The organism is Stenotrophomonas sp. YJH_SMC_79 (genome assembly GCF_059367995.1).
This window is the reverse complement of the sequence record NZ_JCAFRK010000001.1, coordinates 1,009,991-1,029,967: the sequence shown is the minus strand read 5'-3', so window position 1 is coordinate 1,029,967 and position 19,977 is coordinate 1,009,991. Positions and strand designations below refer to the sequence as shown.

Sequence of the window (19,977 nt, the reverse complement as noted above, 5' to 3'; positions counted from 1 at the left end):
GGTCGAGGTCAAGCGACGCCTGCGGTATCGCGCCACAGGGGAGGAACGTCCAGGTGCAGCAGGCCGCGCGGCAGCTCGGCATCACTGCTGTCGCAGCGGACGATGGCGCGGTTGTCTCGGCAGCCATCCAGCAGGGAGACCACGCGGCGGCCGACCAGCAGCGAGCTGGGCCACTCGATGCAGGCATTGGCCGCGTTGGCTGGGGTGCACACCGGGCTGCAGACTTCCAGCATCTGCGCGCGCACGCCCAGCGCCTGCGCTTCCTGGTGTACTACCTGCGCATACATGCGCAGCGCGGCGGTGGTGATCGAGGTCTCGCCGTAGCCTGCCCATGGCTTGGCGTTGGCCGGGCTGCCGATCATCACGTAGCGGCGCGCATGCACGTTGTCCTGCAGCAGCGGCAGCAGATGACGCACCGCGTGCACGTGCGGCATCAGGTCGGCCTGCATCGCACCCAGCAGTTCATCGCCGTTGCGGTCGGTCACCCGGCCGCGACGGTAAGGCCCGCCCATTGCGGCAATCACGGCTGCCAGCGGACGCGGGCGATGCGCGATGCGTTCGGCCAGTGCGCGCGCCGAGCCGTCATCGCTGAGCGAACCCAGCAGCGTCTCCAGGCCCGGCTCGTCGGCGAACTGCTCATGCAGCGCCGCCAGCCGGCCCGGATCGCGACCGACCACCAGCACCGGACTGCCGGCTTCCAGCAATGCGCCGACCACGCCCTGGCCGACGGCACCGGTGCCGCCGAGAACCAGGACTTCGGGCGTCAGCATCCCATTCACGGGACATTTCCTCCCAAATCCGGGATAGTCCCGATTCGACGCAGGCGGTCACCCTTGTGCGGGACCAGGCGGATGGCACCGCCACGCTGCTGACGCATGGGCGCGGTAAACTCACGGAAGTCCTTGTGTACCAAGGAACTCGGGCGGACTTCAACGGTCATTGCCAGGTCCAGGGTGCTCTGGCCGGCGTTCCGGAGACGGGCAAGAATGTTGCGCAGGCTCATGGCGGACGGGCTCCAAATAACGAATGGCGCCACGATAGACCTCAAACCTTTACTTGATTAGTCCTGATTAAGGGGAATAATCATCCCGCTCCCGGTCCAATCGTTCTGTCACGATTGTCCCATCCCCGACGTCCAGGATCCCAGACCATGTCCCACGATCTCAACGAGACGCTGATCTTCGTCAAAGTGGTCGAGCAAGGCAGCTTCATTGCCGCTGCCAAATCGCTCGGCCTGCCCAAGACCACGGTCAGCCGCAAAGTGCAGGAGCTGGAAACGCGTTTGGGTGCGCGCCTGCTGCACCGGACCACCCGCCGCCTCGGCCTGACCGAAGCTGGTTCGATCTATCACGAACATTGCCAGCGCATCGCACGCGAGCTTGAAGAAGCCGAGAGCGCAGTGAGCCAGCTGCAGTCCGGCCCGCGTGGCTGGCTGCGCTTCACTGTGCCTTATTCGATCGGCATCACCTGGATTGCGCCGCTGCTGGGCCAGTTCCATGCGCAGTATCCAGAGATCCGCCTGGACATGCATATGGGCAACGAGAAGCTGGACCTGATCGCCGGCGAAGCTGATCTGGCGCTGCGCGTGGGTGCCCTGCCCGATTCCAATCTGGTCGCGCGCAAGCTCGGCAGCCTGCGCACCCAGGTGTTCGCCAGCCCGGCCTACATCGAGCGTTATGGTGAGCCGCTGCACCCGGAAGAACTGCAGTTCCATCGCATCCTGGCGATGCGCAAGCCGTACCACACGGGCAATTCCCCGCGCTTCACCTGGCAGCTGGGCGAGAACGGCGGTGAACTGCGCGACTTCCCGGTCACCCCGCTGATGACCGCCAACGACATGTCTGCGTTGAATGGGGCATTGGTGTGTGGTGAAGGCCTGCTGCTGACCGGCGACGTGATGGCCAAGCCGTTCGTTGAATCGGGCATGGTGCGCCGCGTGCTGGCCGGCTGGACCGGCCCGGAAGTGGACTTCAACGCCGTGTTCGCCGGTGGCCGCCTGGTCTCGCCGAAGGTGCGGGCGTTCGTCGACTTCCTGGTCGAGAAGCTCAACTTCGACGCCAACTACATGCTGGCGCAATGCCCGGGCGCGAAGCTGGCGCAGCAGCAGAAGGAAAAGGAAGACGCAGCGCTGGAAAGCAGCGGTAAGCGGATCCTGGAGAAGGTGGCCGCTTCGGCGGCATGACCGAGGGTATCCACGCATGGCGTGGATCTACCCGGGCGCGCGATGCCGCTTTCCAGCGTGGCTCGGCTCTACAGGCGCTATCGGTGTGCCGAGCAACGCTCGGCACCCACAAAAATGCCGCCTGCAAGGGCGGCATTTTCGCTCCGGCCGCGCCGGAACTGTAACGCTACGCGTTACTGCTTGAGCGGAATCACACGAATCTCGACACGGCGGTTCTTGGCGCGGCCGGCATCGGTGCTGTTGTCAGCAATCGGATAGGACTTGCCGGCGCCCAGCGTTTCGATACGCACGCTCTGCACGCCCTGCCCGATCAGGTACTGCGCGACCGAGTCGGCACGTTCCTTCGACAGGCGATTGTTGACCGCATCGCTGCCGATGCTGTCGGTATGGCCGACCACTTCGATCATGGTCTGGTTGTAATCACGCAGGGTGCCCGCCACGCCGTTGAGCGAACCGTAGAACTGCGGCTTCAGGGTCGACTTGCCGAAGTCGAAGGTGATGCCGTCCGGCAGGTTCAGCATGATGTTGTCGCCCTGGCGCTGCACATCAATGCCGGTGTTGGCAGTGCGCTCGCGCAGCGCGCGTTCCTGGCGATCCTGGTACTGGCCGACGGCGGCGCCGCTGAGCGCACCGATACCAGCACCAATCAGCGCATGCTGACGACGCTCGGTGGCGCTGTCGCCGGTCAGCAGGCCGGCTGCCACGCCGATGGCGGTACCGATCAGCGCGTTGCGGCCGGTGCGGTTCTGCTGCTCGGTCGGGTTGCCGTACTGGTCACTCTGTACGTAGGAGCCGCCGGTGGCGCAGGCCGACAGGACGGCCGCACTCATCAGGGCCAGTGCGACGTTGCGGGTGGTGTTGCGGATCATGAGGTTCTCCTTGGTTTCCGGTCGGCCGGCGGCCTGCGGGCGCAAAGAGAATAAACAGCCCGATGCGATGCCGGAATGATGATCGGGCACGTCGACAGGGCCGCGTTCAGCTAACTGACCGGATCGCTCAGGTCGCCCTTTACCCCGCCCCCGACTGGCGGTAAGCCGCCAACGCGGCATCGCGACCTGCGGCCAGATCCACCAGCGGCGTGCGTGGATAGTCCGGTGCGTGCACCGCCAGCAGCAACGGATGCTGCCATGGCGCGAATCGTGCCTTCACCGGCAGCGCGGCCAGTTCGGGCACCCAGCGACTGATGTAGCGGGCCTGCGGGTCGAATTTCTCGGCCTGGGTGACCGGGTTGAACACGCGGAAGTACGGCGCGGCATCGGCACCGGTCCCGGCCACCCATTGCCAGCCCATCGTGTTGTTGGCCAGGTCGGCATCGACCAGGGTGTCCCAGAACCAGCGTGCGCCATGCAGCCAGTGCGCGCGCAGGTGCTTGCACAGATAGCTGGCCACGATCATCCGCACCCGGTTGTGCATGTAGCCGGTGTGCCACAGCTCGCGCAGGCCGGCATCGACGATCGGCACGCCGGTGTTGCCGCGCTGCCAGTCATGCAGCTGCGCCGCACTCGGTGTGGCCCACGGGAAACGGTCAAAGCGCGGGTTGAGATTGTCGGTCGGCGTCTTCGGGAAGTGGTGCAGCAGGTGATAGGCGAAATCGCGCCAGCCGAGCTGGCGCAGGTAGCCGTCGATATCGGCATCGGTGCCGGCACTGCGCAGGCCTTTCAGCGCATGGGCGATGCGCCAGGGTGCGATTTCGCCGAAATGCAGGTGCGGCGACAGTCGCGAGGTGCCGACCCGGTCTGGCAGGTCGCGTTGCTCGCGGTACCCGCGCAACGCACCGTCCTCAAACACGGACAACGCCTCCAGCGCGCCGGCCTCGCCAGGCTGCCAGTGCTCCCAGAAGCCGGTGTCCCAGTCCAGCGTCGGTGCCAGCTGGAGATCATCCAGTGCGAGGCTGTCGACCGCGTGCGCCGCCAGCGCCTTCGGTGCGGCCTGCAGCGCCTTCGGTGCGGCCTGCAGCGCCGGTAGGCGCCAGTGGCTGAGCACGTTGCGCCAGTACGGGGTGAACACCTTGTACGGCTGCCCCTGCTGGGTGGCGATATCCCAGGGCTCGAACAGCAGGCTGCCATTGCAGCTCTGCGCGTCGATGCCCTGCTCACGCAGCATGCGCTTGATGGTGGCATCGCGTGGCTGCGTGGCCGGCTCGTACTTGCGGTTCCAGTAAACGGCCTCGGCGCCGGTCTGCTCGATCAGCAGCTGCAGGGTCGGCAGGCTGTCACCGCTGCGCAGCACCAGCGAAGAACCGCGCACGCGCAGGTCGGCATCCAATGCGCCCAGTGAACGATGGCGCCACGCATCGGAGGCGGCACCCGGCGCCCACTCACCTTCTTCGTGCGACGCATGGATATAGACCGGCACCACGTCGTGACCGGCATCCAGCGCGGCCTGCAGGGCCGGATTGTCCTGCAGGCGCAGATCACGGCGGAACCATACCAACGCTACCGACACAGACACCGCCTTCGTTGTGAAAGGCGGACATGATAGCCAGCCGCGGTGAAGGAGATGCGCGTGCCCGGCCATCCACGCATGGCGTGGATCTACCGCTTGAACCGCTCCATCGCTTCACTGATCAGCGCGCGGGCTTCGGCGGCATTGCCCCAGCCATTGAGCTGCACCGGATTACGGCCGGCCGGCAGGTCCTTGTAGACCCGGAAGAACGCCTCGATGCGCTGCCGTTCGATCTCAGGCAGATCCTTCAGATCGCGAATATTGGCGTAGGTCGGGTCGACCTTGTCGGTCGGCACGCCGATGATCTTCTCGTCGTGCTCGCCGCCATCGATCATCTTCAGGTAGCCGATCGGCCGGAAGCGCACGATCACGCCCGGATGCAGCGGTTCGCGGGTCAGCACCAGCGCATCCAGCGGATCGTTGTCACCGGCCAGGGTGCGCGGCATCGAACCATAGTTCGCCGGATAGGCGACCGGCATCGACTGGAAGCGGTCCACATGGACCAGGCCGTCTTCCTTGATCTCGTACTTGGTGAAGCTGCCGGCCGGAATCTCCACGGCCAGATTCACCTCCTGCGGCGCCTGCTTCGGCTGCGCCACCAGGAACGGATGCAGCACGGCATCGGCAGCGGTCACCGCACTGGTCAGCAACAGCAGGGCGGCACCGATGGCAGCGAGAGGAACGATACGACGGGGCGTGGTCATCGGTGCGTCCTCATTCCCAGCAGCGGTCGGCACGACCCTTGGCGGTCTGCGCGCGCGGGCAGTCGCGTGGCGTGATGCGGCCTTCGGCCAGCTCCGTGCGCTGCTTGCCACCCTTGGCGTCACGGCGCAGCTCGAAGGCATCGTAGAGCCGGCCGGTCACGGTGCGTGCTTCATAGCGCAGGTGCTGCGGGTCGATGTGCAACACCTGGAACAGCTGGGTGTCCTCGGCCACCGGGTCCATCGTCCTGCGCGCTTCGTCGGAAAGGCGATACTGCTTCGGCCCCGCCACGGTCACCACGTACTGTGGCGTCGCGGCCTGCCCTTCGCCACGGCGGCCATAGGTGTGATCGTGGCCCTGCAGCACCAGATCGACGTTGTGGTGGCGTACCACCGGCAACAGCACGTCACGCAGTGCGGCGTTCTCGCGGCCTTCACGCGGCGAGTAGAACGGTTGGTGCAGCAGCACGATGGTCCACGGCTGCGGATTGCCGGTCAGCACCTTGTCCAGCCACTGTGCCTGTGCCTTGGCGGTGCCGAGGTCGAGTGCCGAAGTGCCATCGACCACGGCCACGCGCACGCCCTGCGCATCGAACCAGTAGCTGGTCTGCTGCGCGGCGGCAGCACCATTGCCCGGCAGCGCAAACGTCACCGGCCAATGCCTGCCCAGCACGCGGCGTTCCTGCGGGGTGTCCTCGAATTCCTCGAAATACTCGTGGTTGCCGATCGCCGGGGCCACCAGGGTTTCCTGCGCGAGCCAGCTGGTCGCAGCAAACCACTCGCCCCACTCGCTGTCATCCATGTTGTCGCCGCCGCTGACCAGGTCGCCGGCAAACAGGCTCATGCGTGCCTGCGGTGCGGCCTTCTGCGCGGCACGCACCACGCGGCTGACATGGCTGACGTTCTTGTTCTGGGTATCACCGAAGTACAGCAGGGTCAGCGGCTGGTCGGCCGCGGCCAGCGTGCGCAACTGGTTCCAGGCGCTCCAGCTGCCATTGCCCTGCACGCGGTAGACGTACAGGGTATCGGGCTGCAGACCGCTGATTTCGGCGCGGTGGTGGTGCGACAGCCCGTTCTCGGTCTGCAGCGCGCGTGTCGTTGCGCGCACCTGGCGGATGCCCTCGATGGCCGGCGAATCCCCGGCGGGGGCAATCTCCAGCAGCGGTGCCTGTACGCTGCCGTCGGTACGCCAGGCCACGGCGAACCCATGGCTGGAATCGACCGCCGGCGAGGCGACGATGCGGTCCGGGACCGTCGTCGCTGCGTAGTGGCGGCTGCCCGCCGGCACCTGGGTATTCGGTTCGGCCGCTGCGAACGACAGCGACGGCAACGCCAGCAGCAGGCCCAGCGCCAGCATGCGCATCAGGCAGCGACGGCTCATGCGCCACACTCCAGCGGCAGCGCCAACTGCTTGGCGATGCTCTCCCAGTCGAACGCCACCACGCCCTGGTCGTCATGCACTGCATACAGCGCACCGTGTGGGAAGCGCGCGCTGGGTTGCTGCATCATCCAGATGCCGTCGGTGTTGGCCACGGTATTGCCCTGGAACGCACCAACCGGCTTCAGCGTGTGCCGGTCGAACAGGTGGAACACGCTGCGCTGCTTGCCCTGTTCGGTGGTGATCCACCAGCCGTCCTTGCCGCAGGTGCGCAGGGTCACGCCTTCGGCCTGCGCCTTGAACACATCGCGACCGAAGGTGGTGCCGGTGAAACGCCCGGCCAGCGTGTAGACCTTGAACTCGCTGGCGTAGCTCTCGTCCTCTTCGGCGATCAGCAGGCGATCGTTCTCGGGGTCGCCCCAGATCGATTCGACCACGCGCAGGGCACCCGCCTCAGTGGTGTCACCAATGCTGGCCACAAGCTTCGCTTCGACCTTCGCACCGTCGCGGGTCACCTGGTACTGGCGTACGCGCTTGTCCAGCTCGGCCAGCGGCGGCAGGATGTCACGGCCCTGTGCATCCTCGCCGTTGTCCCAGGAGTCGGTGACGTAGACGCTGTAGCCATCGGCACGGCGGTCGACCCACAGCCCGTACGGCTTGCGCAGGTCGTCCGCAGCGAAGGTCGCCAGCGGGGTGAAGTCCGGCAGGCTCAGCACCTGTACGCGGTGATTGTCGCGCTCCACGATCCACAGCAGATCGTCGGTCACCGCGATGCCGTTTGGGCGGTCGAACTGCCCTGGCGCGGTGCCGCTGCTGCCTACGTCGCGCAGGTGCTGGCCGCTGCTGCCGTCATAGACCACCAGCTTGTCGGTGGCCTTGGCAGTGGCGATCAGCCACAGCTTTCCGTCAGGTGCACGCCAGGCGGCTGGCGAATCGATGTTGTCGGCCGGCGTCATCGGCGAAAGGAATGCCTCGGCGATGGTGGTCACCGCACGCTCGGCCGTGGCCTTCACCTCGGGCTTGGCCACGGACGGATCGTTGCCGGTGGCCGCCGTGCAGCCAGCCAGCAGGGTAGCCGCCAGCGCCGCGGCCATGACGGTGATGCGACGCCCCATCACAGGGCCACCTTCAGGCCCAGCGCGTAGGTACGGCCATACTCTTCCATCTGCAGCGTGCGCGAGCGCGTGCCCTGGTACAGCTCAAGCGGCTTGTCCAGCAGGTTCTGCGCTTCGAGGTACATGCTCACGCGCGGTGTGAACTTGTAGTCCAGCGAGAAGTCGAGCTGGGTGTTCGGCGCAACGTAGATATCGAAGGCACGGCCCTTGCCGATGCTGTCCAGGTACTCGCTGCGGTACACCGCCGCCAGCCGCGTACTCAGACCGTACTTCTCATAGCCGATGTGAGCGCTGTAGACGTGCTTGGAGGCGCGCGGCAGGGTGAAGTCCTCGCCCGCACGGTCCTTGATGCCGGCATCGAACGTGGTGTCCAGCCAGGTGCCACTGGCACCGACCAGCAGTCCATCCAGGCCGGAAGGCAGGAAGGCCAGCTGCTGCTGCCAGTTGAACTCGGCACCACGCACGGTGGCCTTGCGGCCGTTGATCGGCTGGGTCACGTCGAAACCGCCGTAGGCCGGATCGTTGGTGCGCACGGTTTCCACGATGTAGCCGTCGATCGACTTGTGGAACAGGCCCAGCGAGACGATGCCGCTGCTGCCGATGTACTTCTCCACCGACAGGTCGATGTTCTTCGATTCGTACGGGTCCAGTTCCGGATTGCCCAGGCGCACTTCCTCGTCACCGCGGCTGTAGCCCACGCGCGGTGAAATGTCACCGAACGAGGGGCGCGATACGGTCTTGTTGGCCGAGGCACGCAGCACCCAGTCGTCTGCGGCGTCGTAGCGCAGGTGCAGGCCCGGCAACACATTGGTATAGCTGCTGTTGGCCACGCGCGGGGTGACGGTGAAACTGCGGCCATTGGCCGCCACGTCCACCTGGTTGCCGGTTGCCTTGAACTGGGTGTTCTCCACGCGTACGCCGCCGATGATGCGCAGTGCACCGATATCCCAGGTGCCCATCGCGTAGCTGGCGAAGATATCCTCGCTGGCCACGTAGTCTTCTTCCAGCGAGGTCATCGCGTTGCCGCCAATGTCCTGCGGGCGGGCGCTGTACTGGCTGCCATTGGCCGCCCAGAACGCGCGCATCGCAGCTGAGTCCATGCCGTCACCGAGGTTTCCGTGGCGGTGTTCGGGCGAGGAGGTGCTCCAGCTCGACAGCGCGACCTTCGGGCCGACCCGCAGTTCGTTCTCGTCGACATTGACGTCGCGGTCGCGCCAGCGGCCCAGCAGGCCGATCTTGATGCTGCCGCTGTCGCCGTCGAAACGCACGTTGACCTGCGCGCTGTGCTCCTTGTCATTGACCTGCTTGGGCGAGAGCACGAAGCGGTCGAAGGCGTAGTTGCTGTTGTCCAGCCACTGCGGATTGTCGAAGCTGTAGCTGGGCAGGCGACTACTCTGGTCAAGCGTGCCATTGAAGGCCTTGCCGTTGAGCTTGAAGCGCGCTTCCATCTCGTCATTCACCCGCTCTTCGGTACGGGTGTAGCCAACCTTGTAGTCGACCACGGCATTGGTCAGCTTGTTCTCGCCGCCGAGGCTGGCCGCGAAGGTGTTTTCCTTCTTGGTGCGATAGCGCATGCGCTTGTCGATGGAATCCTTCGGCATGCCGTCCAGGCGGTACTGGTCGGTACCGGTCTTGACCATCCTGGCGTCGTCGAAGTTGAAGATCACGCGCTGGCGGGTTTCGGCATCGTCGAACTGGCTGTACAGCGTGCGCAGGTAGTACTTGCTGTCTTCATTCGGGCGCCAGTCGAGGTTGAGGTTGGCACCGATGCGCTTGCGCTCGATCTCGTACTTGCGGTGCTGCAGGTTGATCGCGGTGACGTCGCCAGGTGCGGCGTCATCCTCGCCGTCGTACTCCACCTCGGTGTTGTCCGACTCGAACGTGCGCTTCTGGTAGTTCACGCCCAGTGCCACGCCGAAGGTGTCGTTGAACACTTCGCTGTAGTTGAAGGCCGCCTTCGGGCTGGTTTCACCGGACAGCTGCTGGTGGCTGCCTTCGATCTTGCCACGCAGGCTGCGGCCGTCACGGTCGAAGGCCGAGGCCGATTCCACCAGCACCGCGCCACCGATGGCGTCGCCGGGCATGTCCGGGGTAGGCGACTTCACCACGCGCAGGCGCTCGGTGGAATCGGACGGGATCACATCCAGCGGCGCGGCGCGACTGGAATCTTCCGGCGTGCCCACGGCGATGCCATCCACGCTGACGCTGTTGAGATTGGCATCCAGGCCACGGATCACCACGAAGCGGCCCTCGCCCTGGTCGCGGGTCACGCTGATGCCCGGCAGCCGCTGCAGCGACTCGGCCACGTTCTTGTCCGGGTACTGTCCCAGCGCATCGGAGGACACCGCGTCTTCGATCGCGTCGCTGCTGCGCTTGAGGTCGACCGCGCGGATCTGCGATTCAAGCTGGGCGCGCACTTCGATGCGGTCCAGGTCGACCGCATCGGCAGCCACGGCGCCGGTCGCGGCGACCGCCTGCTGCCCGGCGGCCTGCAGTGGTGCGGCAACCCCCATCGCCAGGGTCAGGGTGATGGCAACGGCCAACGGAGTCTTGATATGCACTGGGAATCCCCATTCCTGTTAAGAATGGGTCTGCACGGTATGTCCGCAAGGTTGCATGGCCGTGACATGGATCTGCACATTTCATGCAGGCCGTCTCCGGCCCCGGTTTGGGGTTGGGCGTCCAATCCGGCAAAATGGCCTCCTCTCTCCTTTTCCCCTTCCCGACCATGAAGATCGTCGAAGTGCGCCACCCGCTGGTGCAGCACAAGATCGGCCTGATGCGCAATGCCGCGCTCAGCACCAAGGATTTCCGCGAGCTGGCCAATGAACTGGGCACGCTGCTGGCCTACGAGGCCACCGCCGACCTGGACACCGAACCGCACACCCTGCCCGGCTGGGCCGGCCCGGTCACCGTGCAGCGCATCGCCGGCGCCAAGATCACCGTGGTACCGATCCTGCGTGCCGGCCTGGGCATGCTCAGCGGCGTACTGTCGCTGATCCCGGCCGCGCGCGTCAGCGTGGTCGGCCTGCAGCGCGATGAGGAAACCCTGCAGCCGGTGCCCTACTTCGAGCGCCTGACCGGCCGCCTGGAAGAGCGCGACGCGCTGATCCTGGACCCGATGCTGGCCACCGGCGGCACCCTGATCGCCACCATCGACATGCTCAAGCGTGCCGGTGCCCGCCGCATCAAGGGCATCTTCCTGGTGGCCGCGCCGGAAGGCATCGACGCGGTCAAGGCCGTGCACCCGGACGTGGAAATCTACACCGCGGCCATCGATGCCCAGCTCAACGACAAGGGCTACATCCTGCCGGGCCTGGGCGATGCCGGTGATCGCATCTTCGGCACCCGCGTGGTGTGATCTGGTTGAAGGGGTCAGAGCCCTTTGCCTGCGCAAAGGGATCTGACCCCAAATATTGACCCCGAATACTCACAGACCGGTCGCCAGCGCCTGCAGCTGGTCGATGGCCATGTTCCAGCCATCGAAAAAACCCATCTGTTCATGCTGGTCACGCAGGGCCTTGTCCGGGTGCATCACCCGCGCGGTATAACGGCAGCCCTGCCCTTCGTCCTCCATCGTGATGATGGCGGTGAAGCCCAGCCACGGTGACTGCGGCCGCCAGCCCGGGCCGAGCATCGAGGTGAACACCAGGCGCTGCTCCGGCACGATCTCCAGGAAGCTGCCCGGGTTGTCACTGCTGCCGCCGTCGGGGCCCTGCATGAAGGTGTGGAAGGCCCCGCCGGGGCGCAGGTCGAAGGCACGCACTTCGGTGGTCCACGGCGTCGGGCACCACCACTGGCGCAGCAGTTCCGGATGGGTCCACGCCCGCCACAAGGCGGCACGCGGTGCGTTCAGCACGCGGCTGATGACCAGATCGGTGTCAGGGTTGTTGCCTGCGTCTACGGCCATGGGCCTGCTCCTGTCGGTGAAGGGTTTCGACAAACTCGACCATGCGGTCGGCGCGCGCTTCCCAGACGGCGCGCTGCGCGGCCAGCCATTGCTCGGCCTGGCCCAACCGTTCCGGCACCAGTTCGCAGGTGCGTACACGCCCCTGCTTGCGGCTGCGCACCACGCCACTGCGCTCCAGCACGGCCAGATGTTTCATCAGCGAGGGCAAGGCCATTTCGAAGGGCTCGGCCAGCATCGATACCGTGCGCGGCCCCTGCCCCAACGCGGACACGATCGCGCACCGGGTCGGATCGGCCAGCGCCTGGAAGACCTCTTGAATGGCTGGATCATACTTACCCATATGGCTAAGTAATACGCCGATCTGAACGTTGCCGCAAGCAGGCGCGACAGTGGCGTGATTCTTCACGTGGCCTTGCAGGCTGGAAGCGAATGCTCCGCGCACCCGCCACCCTTGGAGCTCCCGATGAAAGCCTCTTTCCTGCTGGCCGCCGTCCTGCTGGTCGGCCTGCCCCTGGCTGCCAATGCCACCACTCCGCAGCAGCAGCGCATGGCCGACTGCTCGGCCAAGAACAAGGGCTTGAAGGGTGATGCCTACAAGACTGCACAGAGCTCCTGCCTCAGCGGCCATGCCGCCGAGACCAAGGCCGCGACAACTCCGCAGGAACGCATGCGCAAATGCAACGCCGATGCCGGTACGAAGAAGCTGGCCGGTGATGCGCGCAAGACCTTCATGAGCAGCTGCCTGAAGGCGTCGTAATCGTCGTGTCCGGATAAAACGCCATCCACGCATGGCGTGGATCTACCGCCGTCTGTGAAAGGCCGGGCATTGCCCGGCCTTTTCATTACCCCAGGGCGCGTGCCTTCAGCTCGCCCTGTTCGTGCAGGGTCACGAAACGACCCTTGTCATCCCTGCCCAGCTGCGCCAACGCCACCTGCGGGTCGTGGGTGAAAAACAGATGCACGTTGCGCGCCAGCTTGTCCTCAAGGAACTGCCGCTTCTCGTCGATCAGTAGTTCGGCGTTGCGGTCGTAGCCCATGGTGATCGGTACATGCACCCATGAGCGGCCGGGAATCAGGTCGGCACAGAACACCACCCCACCGTGCGCATCCTCGCCGGCGTGCGCATGGCCGACGATCTCAGCCAGCATCAACCCCGGCGTATGGCCGTCGCTGTAGCTGAAGCGAACGCTGCGACCCAGTACCTTCGAATACTCGCCGTCCACCACTTCCAGGCGGCCGCTGGCCTGCAGCAGGCCAGGCAGCTCTGGAATGAAGCTGGCCCGGTCGCGCGGATGCGGCTGCATGGCGCGCAGCCAATGCTGCGCACCGACCACATAGGTCGCATTGGGGAACAGCAGTTCCGGCTCACGCCCTTCGCTCCACGCAGCCAGCAGGCCTCCGGCGTGATCGAAGTGCAGGTGGCTGAGCACCACCACGTCGATATCCTCGTGCTCGAAACCGGCCTCGCGCAGCGAATCGATCAGCACGTGCTGGCTTTCCTGCACACCGTAACGCTCGCGCATGCGCGGATCGAAGAACGCCCCGATACCGGTTTCAAACAGCACTGTCTTGCCTTCCAGCGGGCTGGCAAGCAGCGCACGGCAGGCCAGCTCGATGCGATTGAGCTCGTCCGGTGCCGCCCATTTTTCCCACAACGCACGCGGCGCGTTGCCGAACATCGCGCCGCCATCGAGGCGTTGCGAGTTTCCACGAATAGACCAGAGTTTCATGCGCCGATTATCGGCGCCGGCTCGTTAAATAATCGCTAGCCACAAAATGCAGAACCCCGCCGGCCGGCGGGGTCCTGGGGTATTGGTGATTCACCTGGTTGCCGGCCAGCGGCCGGCACTACCGGGTCAACGTGCCGGCACGACCTGGGCGCTGCCAACCGGATTGCGCGGGTCGCTGCCGCCGAACAGCTTGTTCGCCTTGCGGTCCCATTCCACGGTCTGCAGGTTGCCCCACACGTGGCTGGACCCGCGGCCGCCTGCGGCAACGTCGCCCGGCAGGTCGATCTTGTGACCCATCGCCTGCAGCTGCTTCACCGTCGCCGCGTCGAACGCATCGTCCTCGGCTTCGACCAGGTCCGGCAGCCACTGGTGGTGGTAACGCGGCAGCGCGGCAACCTGCTGCGCATCCAGCCCGGCGTCGTAGCCGAGGATGCCCAGCAGCACCATGGTGATGATGCGGCTGCCACCCGGGGTACCCAGCACCACCACCTTGTCGGCGTTCTCCATGAAGGTCGGCGTCATCGAGCTGAGCATGCGCTTGCCCGGCTTCGGCGCATTGGCCTCGTAGCCCATCACACCGAACGCATTGGGCGTGCCCGGCTTCAGCGCGAAGTCGTCCATCTCGTTGTTCAGCAGCACGCCGGTGCCCTTCGGAATAAGCCCCGAGCCGTACAGCAGGTTGACGGTCTGGGTGGCGCCAACACGGTTGCCGTCACGGTCGATGATCGAGAAGTGCGTGGTCTCGTCGTCCTCCAGCGGCGTCGGGTTGCCCGACAGCAGGTCGCTGGGCGTGGCCTTCTCCGGATGGATCGTGGCACGCAGGCCCTGTGCGTAATCCTTGCTGGTCAGCACCTTCTGCGGGATCTGCACGAAGTCCGGATCGCCGAGGAAGAAGGTGCGGTCGCGGTAGGCACGGCGCATCGACTCCACCACCAGATGGGTGCGGTGCGCCGGGTCCATCTTGTTGATGTCCCAGCCTTCCAGGATCTGCAGCATGCTGGCCAGCGCGATGCCACCGGACGACGGCGGCGGCGCGGTGGTGATTTTCCAGCCGTTGTAATTGAACACGATCGGCTCGCGTTGCTTCACCCGGTAGCCGGCCAGCTCTTCAGCGGTCCACTTGCCGCCGGCCTGCTTCACGCCGGCCAGCAGCAGTTTGCCGGTCTGGCCCTTGTAGAAGCCGTCGAAGCCGCCGGCCGCCAGGCGCTCCAGCGTCTGCGCCAGTTCCGGCTGCTTGAACAGGTCACCGCTGGCGATCGGCTTGCCGTTGCGCAGGTAGACCTCACGGGTGCCGGGGTAGCGCTCCATCACTTCGCGGCGCGAGGCATAGCCCTTGGCCATGCGGTCGTAGACCGGGAAGCCTTCGCGCGCGATGCGGATGGCCGGCTGCAGCGATGCAGACAGCGGCAGCTTGCCGTGCTTGGCCGACAGTTCGACCAGCGCCGCAGGCAGGCCCGGAATACCGGCCGACCAGGCACCGTTGACCGAGCGGTCGCGGTCCAGGTTGCCCCGCTTGTCGAGGAAGGCCTGCGGCGTGGCCGCCGCCGGTGCGGTCTCGCGCGCGTCCAGCATCATGTCCTTGCCGGTGGCCGCGTCATGCAGCAGGAAGAAACCGCCACCGCCCAGGCCGGAGCTGATCGGCTCGACCACCGCCAGCGTGGACGACACCGCCACCGCGGCATCGAAGGCGTTGCCGCCCTGCGCCAGGATGTCGATGCCGGCCTGGGTGGCCAGCGTGTGGCCACTGGCAATGGCCGCGCCATCGGGGCGCTCTGCACGGGCCGGGCTGTCGGCCCAGGCCATCGGGCTCAGCAGCAGGCCGAGCAGCAACAGGGGGCGGACGATCAGCGTCTTCATTCGGATGGGGGCTCCGCGTAGAGTTCGGGGTGATCGTGCTGCAGCTGGCGCAGCTTGGCCAGCAGCTGGTCTTCCGTTTCCACGATCTCCGGGTCCGGATCGATGCACTCGACCGGGCAGACGACCACGCACTGTGGCTCGTCGAAATGACCCACGCATTCGGTGCAGCGCGCAGGGTCGATCACGTAGATGGTTTCACCCATCGCAATGGCCTGGTTCGGGCAGGCCGGCTCGCATACGTCGCAGTTGACGCAGAGCTCGTTGATTTTCAGCGACACGGCGATACTCCTCGCCCGCGCCCTGGGACAAAGGACCGGCCAGCGCGGGCGCGCGGGCCGGTCAGGTCATCAGCGGCGCCCTTGCAGGACGCCGCCCGGGCCATGCCGGAGCATGGCCGCCATGGCTCGGTATTACTTGGCTTCGACGAAAATGTACTCGGCACCGGTCGGCTGGATCGCAGCCTGCACGCGGGCGTTGTCGGCCGACTGGCCGATGAAGACGACGCGCACGCCCTTCATCGAATCCGGCGACACATCCTTGAACACGGCCTGGATCATGTCAGCCATCTTGCCCGAGGCCGACGAACCGAAGGCCAGCATGTTGCCCGGCTGCACGCCACGGGCCACGGCCTGGGTCGCGCTCTCGGTCTGGCGCTCGTACTTGGCCTGGAAGTCCGGATCCGATTCCGGCGAAAGGTAGTACAGGAACGGGCTGTTGGTGATGTTGCCCATGTTCTGGATCGCCACTTCCTGCAGGTACTTCTTCCAGCCTGCATCGTCGTCCTTGGACGGGGCGACCAGGGCCTGCTTGGCCTCGTCGACCGGAGCGGCCTCTTCCTTCTTGCAGGCGGTGAAGGCCAGGGCCAACGAAGCGATCAGCATCGCGCGCATGGTGGTGTTCATGGGTTTCCTCCCGGAATGGTGCGTGGTGTTGTACGTAATGGGGTGCGGGTACAGCAGGGCTTACGACTGCGCCGCCTTCGCTTCGCGGACCTTGCGCAGGGCTTCGAGCACTGCGGCCGGCACGAAGCCGGACACGTCACCGCCCAGGCGCGCGATCTCGCGGACCAGCGAGGACGAAATGAAGCTGTGCTGCTCGGCCGGGGTCAGGAACAGGGTCTCGACCTCGGGGATCAGGTGGCGGTTCATGCTGGCCATCTGGAACTCGTACTCGAAGTCGGACACCGCGCGCAGGCCGCGCAGCAGCACCCCGCCCTGGACCGAACGTACGAAATGGGCCAGCAGGGTATCGAAGCCGATGACCTCGACGTTGCTGTGGTGGCCCAGTGCGCCACGTGCCAGCTGCACGCGCTGCTCCAGCGGCAGCGCCGGGCCCTTGGACGGGCTCTGCGCCACGCCGACCACGACCTTTTCGAACAGCGGCGCGGCCCGGCTCACAAGGTCGATATGACCGTTGGTGATCGGGTCGAACGTGCCGGGGTAGACGGCAATGCGGCGGTTGGCCACGGTCATGGGCGGATGCAGATGTTCAGATGAGGTCAAAGTGTAGCAGTGGCACGGCGGTACAGGGCAAAGCGCACCTCACGGGTGCCGCCCTCGCGGTGCAGCAGCCAGTCCGGCGGCAGCACCGGCACGTGGCCGGCCGGCGATTCCAGGTACAGCCAGGCGTCGGCGGCCAGGTGCCGCGGCAGCTGGGTCAGCACGTCCTGCCACAGGCCATCGGCAAACGGCGGATCGATGAAGACCAGGTCGGCCTGCTGTGCCGGAGCACCCTGCAGCCAGCGCAGGGCATCGGCCTGCACGACGGTGATCTGGTCGCTGGCCTGCAGCTTGGCGACGGCGGCGGCCAGGTTGCGTCCCAGCTGCGCATCGCGCTCGACCAGGGTGGCGTGGGCGGCACCGCGTGAGACCGCCTCCAGCCCCAGCGCGCCGCTGCCGGCGAACAGGTCCAGCACCCGCGCGCCGCCCAGTCTGGGCATCAACCAGTTGAAAAGGGTCTCGCGCACGCGGTCGCTGCTCGGCCGCAGGCCTGGCAGGGTAGGCACCGGCAGGCGGGTATTGCGCCAGCGCCCACCGATGATGCGGACCTGGCCATCATTGCCGCCACGGCCGCTCACAGGCGACCCCGGCGGGGTTCATTCGAGATTTTCAGCATGAGCGGGATTGTAGTCGTCCGGGCGGCGCCCGGGGACGCGCCAACGCATGCGCGCTGTCGCTCCCACGCTTCGCTGCGCGAAACGCGGGCCCCACTTACCAGCTTCCACACCCCCGCCGCTTCGCGGCCGCCCCCTGACTCAGGGGGCTCTACCCCAGACGCGATCCGATGCCCGACATACAGGCAGGGTCAGATCCGTTTTCCGCAGGAAAACGGATCTGACCCCAGATTTATTTCGATATCTGACAGATGTGTCGACCAAGGTCGACACCTACCAACAGCCGAGTGAACCTGTCAGAGGCGGGGCGGTGTGGGTTGGCAGGACCGTTGGCGCCATGGATGGCGCCATCGAGCCCCCAGGGACGGGTTTACGGCGTGTCCTGCCAACCCACACCGCCCCGCCATCCCCCGGAATGCCCGCTGTTGCTGTTGCTGTTGCTGTTGTTGCTTCGGCCTCTGCGGGTGCCGGGCGCAGCCCGGCCGAACAACCCCTTGATTTCGGGACAATCAGCCATACCCCTTGGCGAGGCCGCACGCGCTGGCGCGGCATTGCACATGGAGCCTTATCGATGACCGAGACCACCCAGACCGAAACCCTTGGCTTCCAGACCGAAGTCAAGCAGCTGCTGCAGCTGATGATCCACTCGCTGTACTCCAACAAGGAAATCTTCCTCCGCGAGCTGGTCTCCAATGCCGCCGACGCCGCCGACAAGCTGCGCTTCGAAGCCCTGACCCAGCCGGCCCTGCTGGAAGGCGACAGCGAACTGCGCGTGCGCGTCAGCTTCGACCCCGCCGCCCACACCATCACCATCGAGGACAACGGCATCGGCATGAGCCGCGCCGAAGCCATCGCCCATCTCGGCACCATCGCCAAGTCCGGCACCGGCGATTTCCTGCGCCAGCTGTCCGGCGACCAGAAGAAGGATTCGCAGCTGATCGGCCAGTTCGGCGTCGGCTTCTACAGCGCCTTCATCGTCGCCGACGAAGTGGAAGTGACCTCGCGCCGCGCCGGCCTGGCTGCAGGCGAAGGCGTGCGCTGGACCTCGCGCGGCGAAGGCGATTTCGAAGTGGCCACTGTCGACAAGGCCGAACGCGGCACCCGCATCGTCCTGCACCTGAAGGATGGCGAGCACGACTTCGCCGATGGCTGGCGCCTGCGCAGCATCCTCAAGAAGTACTCCGACCATATCGGCCTGCCGATCCAGATGCCGAAGGAAGGTGGCGAAGAAGGCGCCGCGGTCGAATGGGAAACCGTCAACCGCGCCAGCGCGCTGTGGACCCGCCCGCGCACCGAGATCAGCGACGCCGAGTACACCGAGTTCTACAAGCACGTGGCGCACGACCACAGCGACCCGCTGGCCTGGAGCCACAACAAGGTTGAAGGCAAGCTGGAGTACACCTCGCTGCTGTACGTGCCCGGCCGCGCGCCGTTCGATCTGTACCATCGCGATGCGCCCAAGGGCCTGAAGCTGTACGTGCAGCGCGTGTTCGTGATGGACCAGGCCGAGCAGTTCCTGCCGCTGTACCTGCGCTTCATCAAGGGCGTGGTCGATTCCAACGATCTGTCGCTGAACGTCTCGCGCGAGATCCTGCAGTCCGGCCCGGTCATCGATTCGATGAAGGCGGCGCTGACCAAGCGCTCGCTGGACATGCTGGAAAAACTGGCCGCCGACAAGCCGGAACAGTACGCCACGTTCTGGAAGGAATTCGGCCAGGTGCTGAAGGAAGGCCCGGCCGAGGACTACAACAACCGCGAGAAGGTGGCCGGCCTGCTGCGCTTCGCCTCCACCCGTGGCGACGGCGATGCGCAGACCGTGTCGCTGGCCGATTACCTCGGCCGCATGACCGAAGGCCAGGACAAGATCTACTACCTGACCGGCGAGAGCTACAGCCAGGTGCGCAACAGCCCGCACCTGGAAGTGTTCCGCAAGAAGGGCGTGGAAGTGCTGCTGCTGACCGACCGCATCGACGAGTGGCTGATGGGCTACCTGACCGATTTCGACGGCAAGGGCTTCGTCGACATCGCCCGCGGCGACCTCGACCTGGGCGCGCTGGAAAGCGAAGCCGACAAGCAGGAACAGGAAGCGGCCGCCAAGGACAAGCAGGGCCTGGTCGAGCGCCTGAAGACGGTGCTGGGCGATGATGTGGCCGAAGTGCGCGTCTCGCACCGCCTGACCGATTCGCCGGCGGTGCTGGCCATCGGCGAACAGGACCTGGGCCTGCAGATGCGCCAGATCCTGGAAGCCAGCGGGCAGAAGGTGCCCGACAGCAAGCCGGTGCTGGAGATCAACCCGGGCCACCCGCTGATCGCCAAGCTCGATGCCGAGGCCGATGGCGCGCGTTTCGACGATCTGGGCCGGGTGCTGTTCGACCAGGCCGCGCTGGCCGCCGGTGACAGCCTGAAGGACCCGGGCGCCTACGTGGCGCGCCTGAACAAGCTGCTGCTGGAGCTGTCGGCCTGATCGAGGCGGTGATCGCCGGGCATGGCCCGGCGATGCCCGGCGACGCTCTGGTAGAGGCCAACCTTGGTTGGCGACTCCCGCC

The 19,977-nt window shown here is 66.1% G+C and carries 20 protein-coding genes; 4 read left to right on the top strand and 16 right to left on the bottom strand.

All coding sequences use genetic code 11. From position 1 onward, the window contains the following. Positions 1–8 precede the first annotated feature (8 nt). Together AC5P57_RS05215 and AC5P57_RS05210 are read right to left on the bottom strand one after the other, a co-directional pair. Positions 9–779 carry an SDR family NAD(P)-dependent oxidoreductase gene (locus AC5P57_RS05215; protein ID WP_049400332.1) on the bottom strand — a complete coding sequence of 257 codons (771 nt, stop codon included), beginning with the start codon at positions 777–779 and terminating at the stop codon, positions 9–11. After that, positions 776–1,003: a hypothetical protein gene (locus AC5P57_RS05210; protein WP_012510726.1), complete on the bottom strand. Its 228-nt coding sequence runs from the start codon at positions 1,001–1,003 to the stop codon at positions 776–778. The genes AC5P57_RS05215 and AC5P57_RS05210 overlap by 4 nt, the downstream gene beginning before the upstream one ends. A 147-nt stretch (positions 1,004–1,150) precedes the next feature. Here AC5P57_RS05210 and AC5P57_RS05205 point away from each other — a divergent pair, with 147 nt between their 5' ends. Continuing rightward, positions 1,151–2,182 (top strand): LysR family transcriptional regulator, encoded by a 1,032-nt coding sequence (locus AC5P57_RS05205; RefSeq protein WP_005409107.1) that lies wholly within the window; start codon positions 1,151–1,153, stop codon positions 2,180–2,182. Positions 2,183–2,355: 173 nt separating this feature from the next. On the opposite strand, the gene AC5P57_RS05200 is transcribed toward AC5P57_RS05205, so the two are convergent. The 6 genes from AC5P57_RS05200 to AC5P57_RS05175 all read right to left on the bottom strand — a co-directional run bounded on the left by AC5P57_RS05200 (position 2,356) and on the right by AC5P57_RS05175 (position 10,334). Further along, positions 2,356–3,051 (bottom strand): YiaD family glycine zipper/OmpA-like lipoprotein, encoded by a 696-nt coding sequence (locus AC5P57_RS05200; protein WP_010484399.1) that lies wholly within the window; start codon positions 3,049–3,051, stop codon positions 2,356–2,358. A gap of 139 nt (positions 3,052–3,190) precedes the next feature. After that, a complete protein-coding gene (locus tag AC5P57_RS05195; RefSeq protein WP_495219514.1) occupies positions 3,191–4,627 on the bottom strand; it encodes a cryptochrome/photolyase family protein in 1,437 nt (478 codons plus the stop codon). 89 nt (positions 4,628–4,716) lie between these two features. Next, positions 4,717–5,331, bottom strand: a complete 615-nt coding sequence (locus AC5P57_RS05190; protein ID WP_099551204.1) for an inorganic diphosphatase — start codon at positions 5,329–5,331, stop codon at positions 4,717–4,719. A gap of 10 nt (positions 5,332–5,341) precedes the next feature. Then, positions 5,342–6,691: a purple acid phosphatase family protein gene (locus AC5P57_RS05185; RefSeq protein WP_239503815.1), complete on the bottom strand. Its 1,350-nt coding sequence runs from the start codon at positions 6,689–6,691 to the stop codon at positions 5,342–5,344. 14 nt (positions 6,692–6,705) lie between these two features. Beyond that, the gene (locus tag AC5P57_RS05180; protein ID WP_099551206.1) at positions 6,706–7,821 is read right to left on the bottom strand and encodes an NHL repeat-containing protein; all 1,116 of its coding nucleotides are present in this window, start codon (positions 7,819–7,821) and stop codon (positions 6,706–6,708) included. After that, positions 7,821–10,334 carry a TonB-dependent receptor gene (locus AC5P57_RS05175; protein ID WP_278252851.1) on the bottom strand — a complete coding sequence of 838 codons (2,514 nt, stop codon included), beginning with the start codon at positions 10,332–10,334 and terminating at the stop codon, positions 7,821–7,823. Before AC5P57_RS05175 ends, AC5P57_RS05180 begins: the two co-directional genes overlap by 1 nt. 215 nt (positions 10,335–10,549) lie before the next feature. Between AC5P57_RS05175 and upp the strand changes: the two genes are divergently transcribed. Continuing rightward, on the top strand, positions 10,550–11,182 hold the full coding sequence (gene upp / locus AC5P57_RS05170) for a uracil phosphoribosyltransferase (RefSeq protein WP_099551208.1): 633 nt from the start codon (positions 10,550–10,552) through the stop codon (positions 11,180–11,182). A gap of 69 nt (positions 11,183–11,251) precedes the next feature. On the opposite strand, the gene AC5P57_RS05165 is transcribed toward upp, so the two are convergent. Continuing rightward, positions 11,252–11,731, bottom strand: a complete 480-nt coding sequence (locus tag AC5P57_RS05165; protein WP_099551209.1) for an SRPBCC family protein — start codon at positions 11,729–11,731, stop codon at positions 11,252–11,254. Next, a complete protein-coding gene (locus AC5P57_RS05160) occupies positions 11,703–12,137 on the bottom strand; it encodes an ArsR/SmtB family transcription factor (RefSeq protein ID WP_239503814.1) in 435 nt (144 codons plus the stop codon). Before AC5P57_RS05160 ends, AC5P57_RS05165 begins: the two co-directional genes overlap by 29 nt. Before the next feature lie 57 nt (positions 12,138–12,194). On the opposite strand from AC5P57_RS05160, the gene AC5P57_RS05155 reads away from it, so the two are divergent. After that, positions 12,195–12,488, top strand: coding sequence for a PsiF family protein (locus AC5P57_RS05155; protein WP_099551210.1), 294 nt, complete (start codon positions 12,195–12,197; stop codon positions 12,486–12,488). Positions 12,489–12,573: 85 nt separating this feature from the next. On the opposite strand, the gene AC5P57_RS05150 is transcribed toward AC5P57_RS05155, so the two are convergent. The 6 genes from AC5P57_RS05150 to rsmD all read right to left on the bottom strand — a co-directional run bounded on the left by AC5P57_RS05150 (position 12,574) and on the right by rsmD (position 17,395). Further along, positions 12,574–13,461 carry an MBL fold metallo-hydrolase gene (locus tag AC5P57_RS05150; protein WP_099551211.1) on the bottom strand — a complete coding sequence of 296 codons (888 nt, stop codon included), beginning with the start codon at positions 13,459–13,461 and terminating at the stop codon, positions 12,574–12,576. 126 nt (positions 13,462–13,587) lie between these two features. Beyond that, positions 13,588–15,318, bottom strand: coding sequence for a gamma-glutamyltransferase (ggt, locus tag AC5P57_RS05145; protein WP_262235586.1), 1,731 nt, complete (start codon positions 15,316–15,318; stop codon positions 13,588–13,590). Then, complete coding sequence (locus tag AC5P57_RS05140; RefSeq protein ID WP_004153175.1) at positions 15,315–15,596, bottom strand: YfhL family 4Fe-4S dicluster ferredoxin; 282 nt, start codon at positions 15,594–15,596, stop codon at positions 15,315–15,317. The genes ggt and AC5P57_RS05140 overlap by 4 nt, the downstream gene beginning before the upstream one ends. Positions 15,597–15,728: 132 nt before the next feature. Continuing rightward, the gene (locus tag AC5P57_RS05135) at positions 15,729–16,220 is read right to left on the bottom strand and encodes a hypothetical protein (protein WP_004153167.1); all 492 of its coding nucleotides are present in this window, start codon (positions 16,218–16,220) and stop codon (positions 15,729–15,731) included. A 60-nt stretch (positions 16,221–16,280) separates the two neighbouring features. After that, a complete protein-coding gene (gene coaD / locus AC5P57_RS05130; protein ID WP_010484372.1) occupies positions 16,281–16,790 on the bottom strand; it encodes a pantetheine-phosphate adenylyltransferase in 510 nt (169 codons plus the stop codon). 26 nt (positions 16,791–16,816) lie between these two features. Continuing rightward, entirely contained in the window at positions 16,817–17,395 is a 579-nt protein-coding gene (gene rsmD, locus AC5P57_RS05125) for a 16S rRNA (guanine(966)-N(2))-methyltransferase RsmD (protein ID WP_262235585.1), read from the bottom strand. A gap of 607 nt (positions 17,396–18,002) precedes the next feature. On the opposite strand from rsmD, the gene htpG reads away from it, so the two are divergent. After that, on the top strand, positions 18,003–19,895 hold the full coding sequence (gene htpG / locus AC5P57_RS05120) for a molecular chaperone HtpG (RefSeq protein WP_099554207.1): 1,893 nt from the start codon (positions 18,003–18,005) through the stop codon (positions 19,893–19,895). The last annotated feature ends 82 nt before the right edge of the window (positions 19,896–19,977 follow it).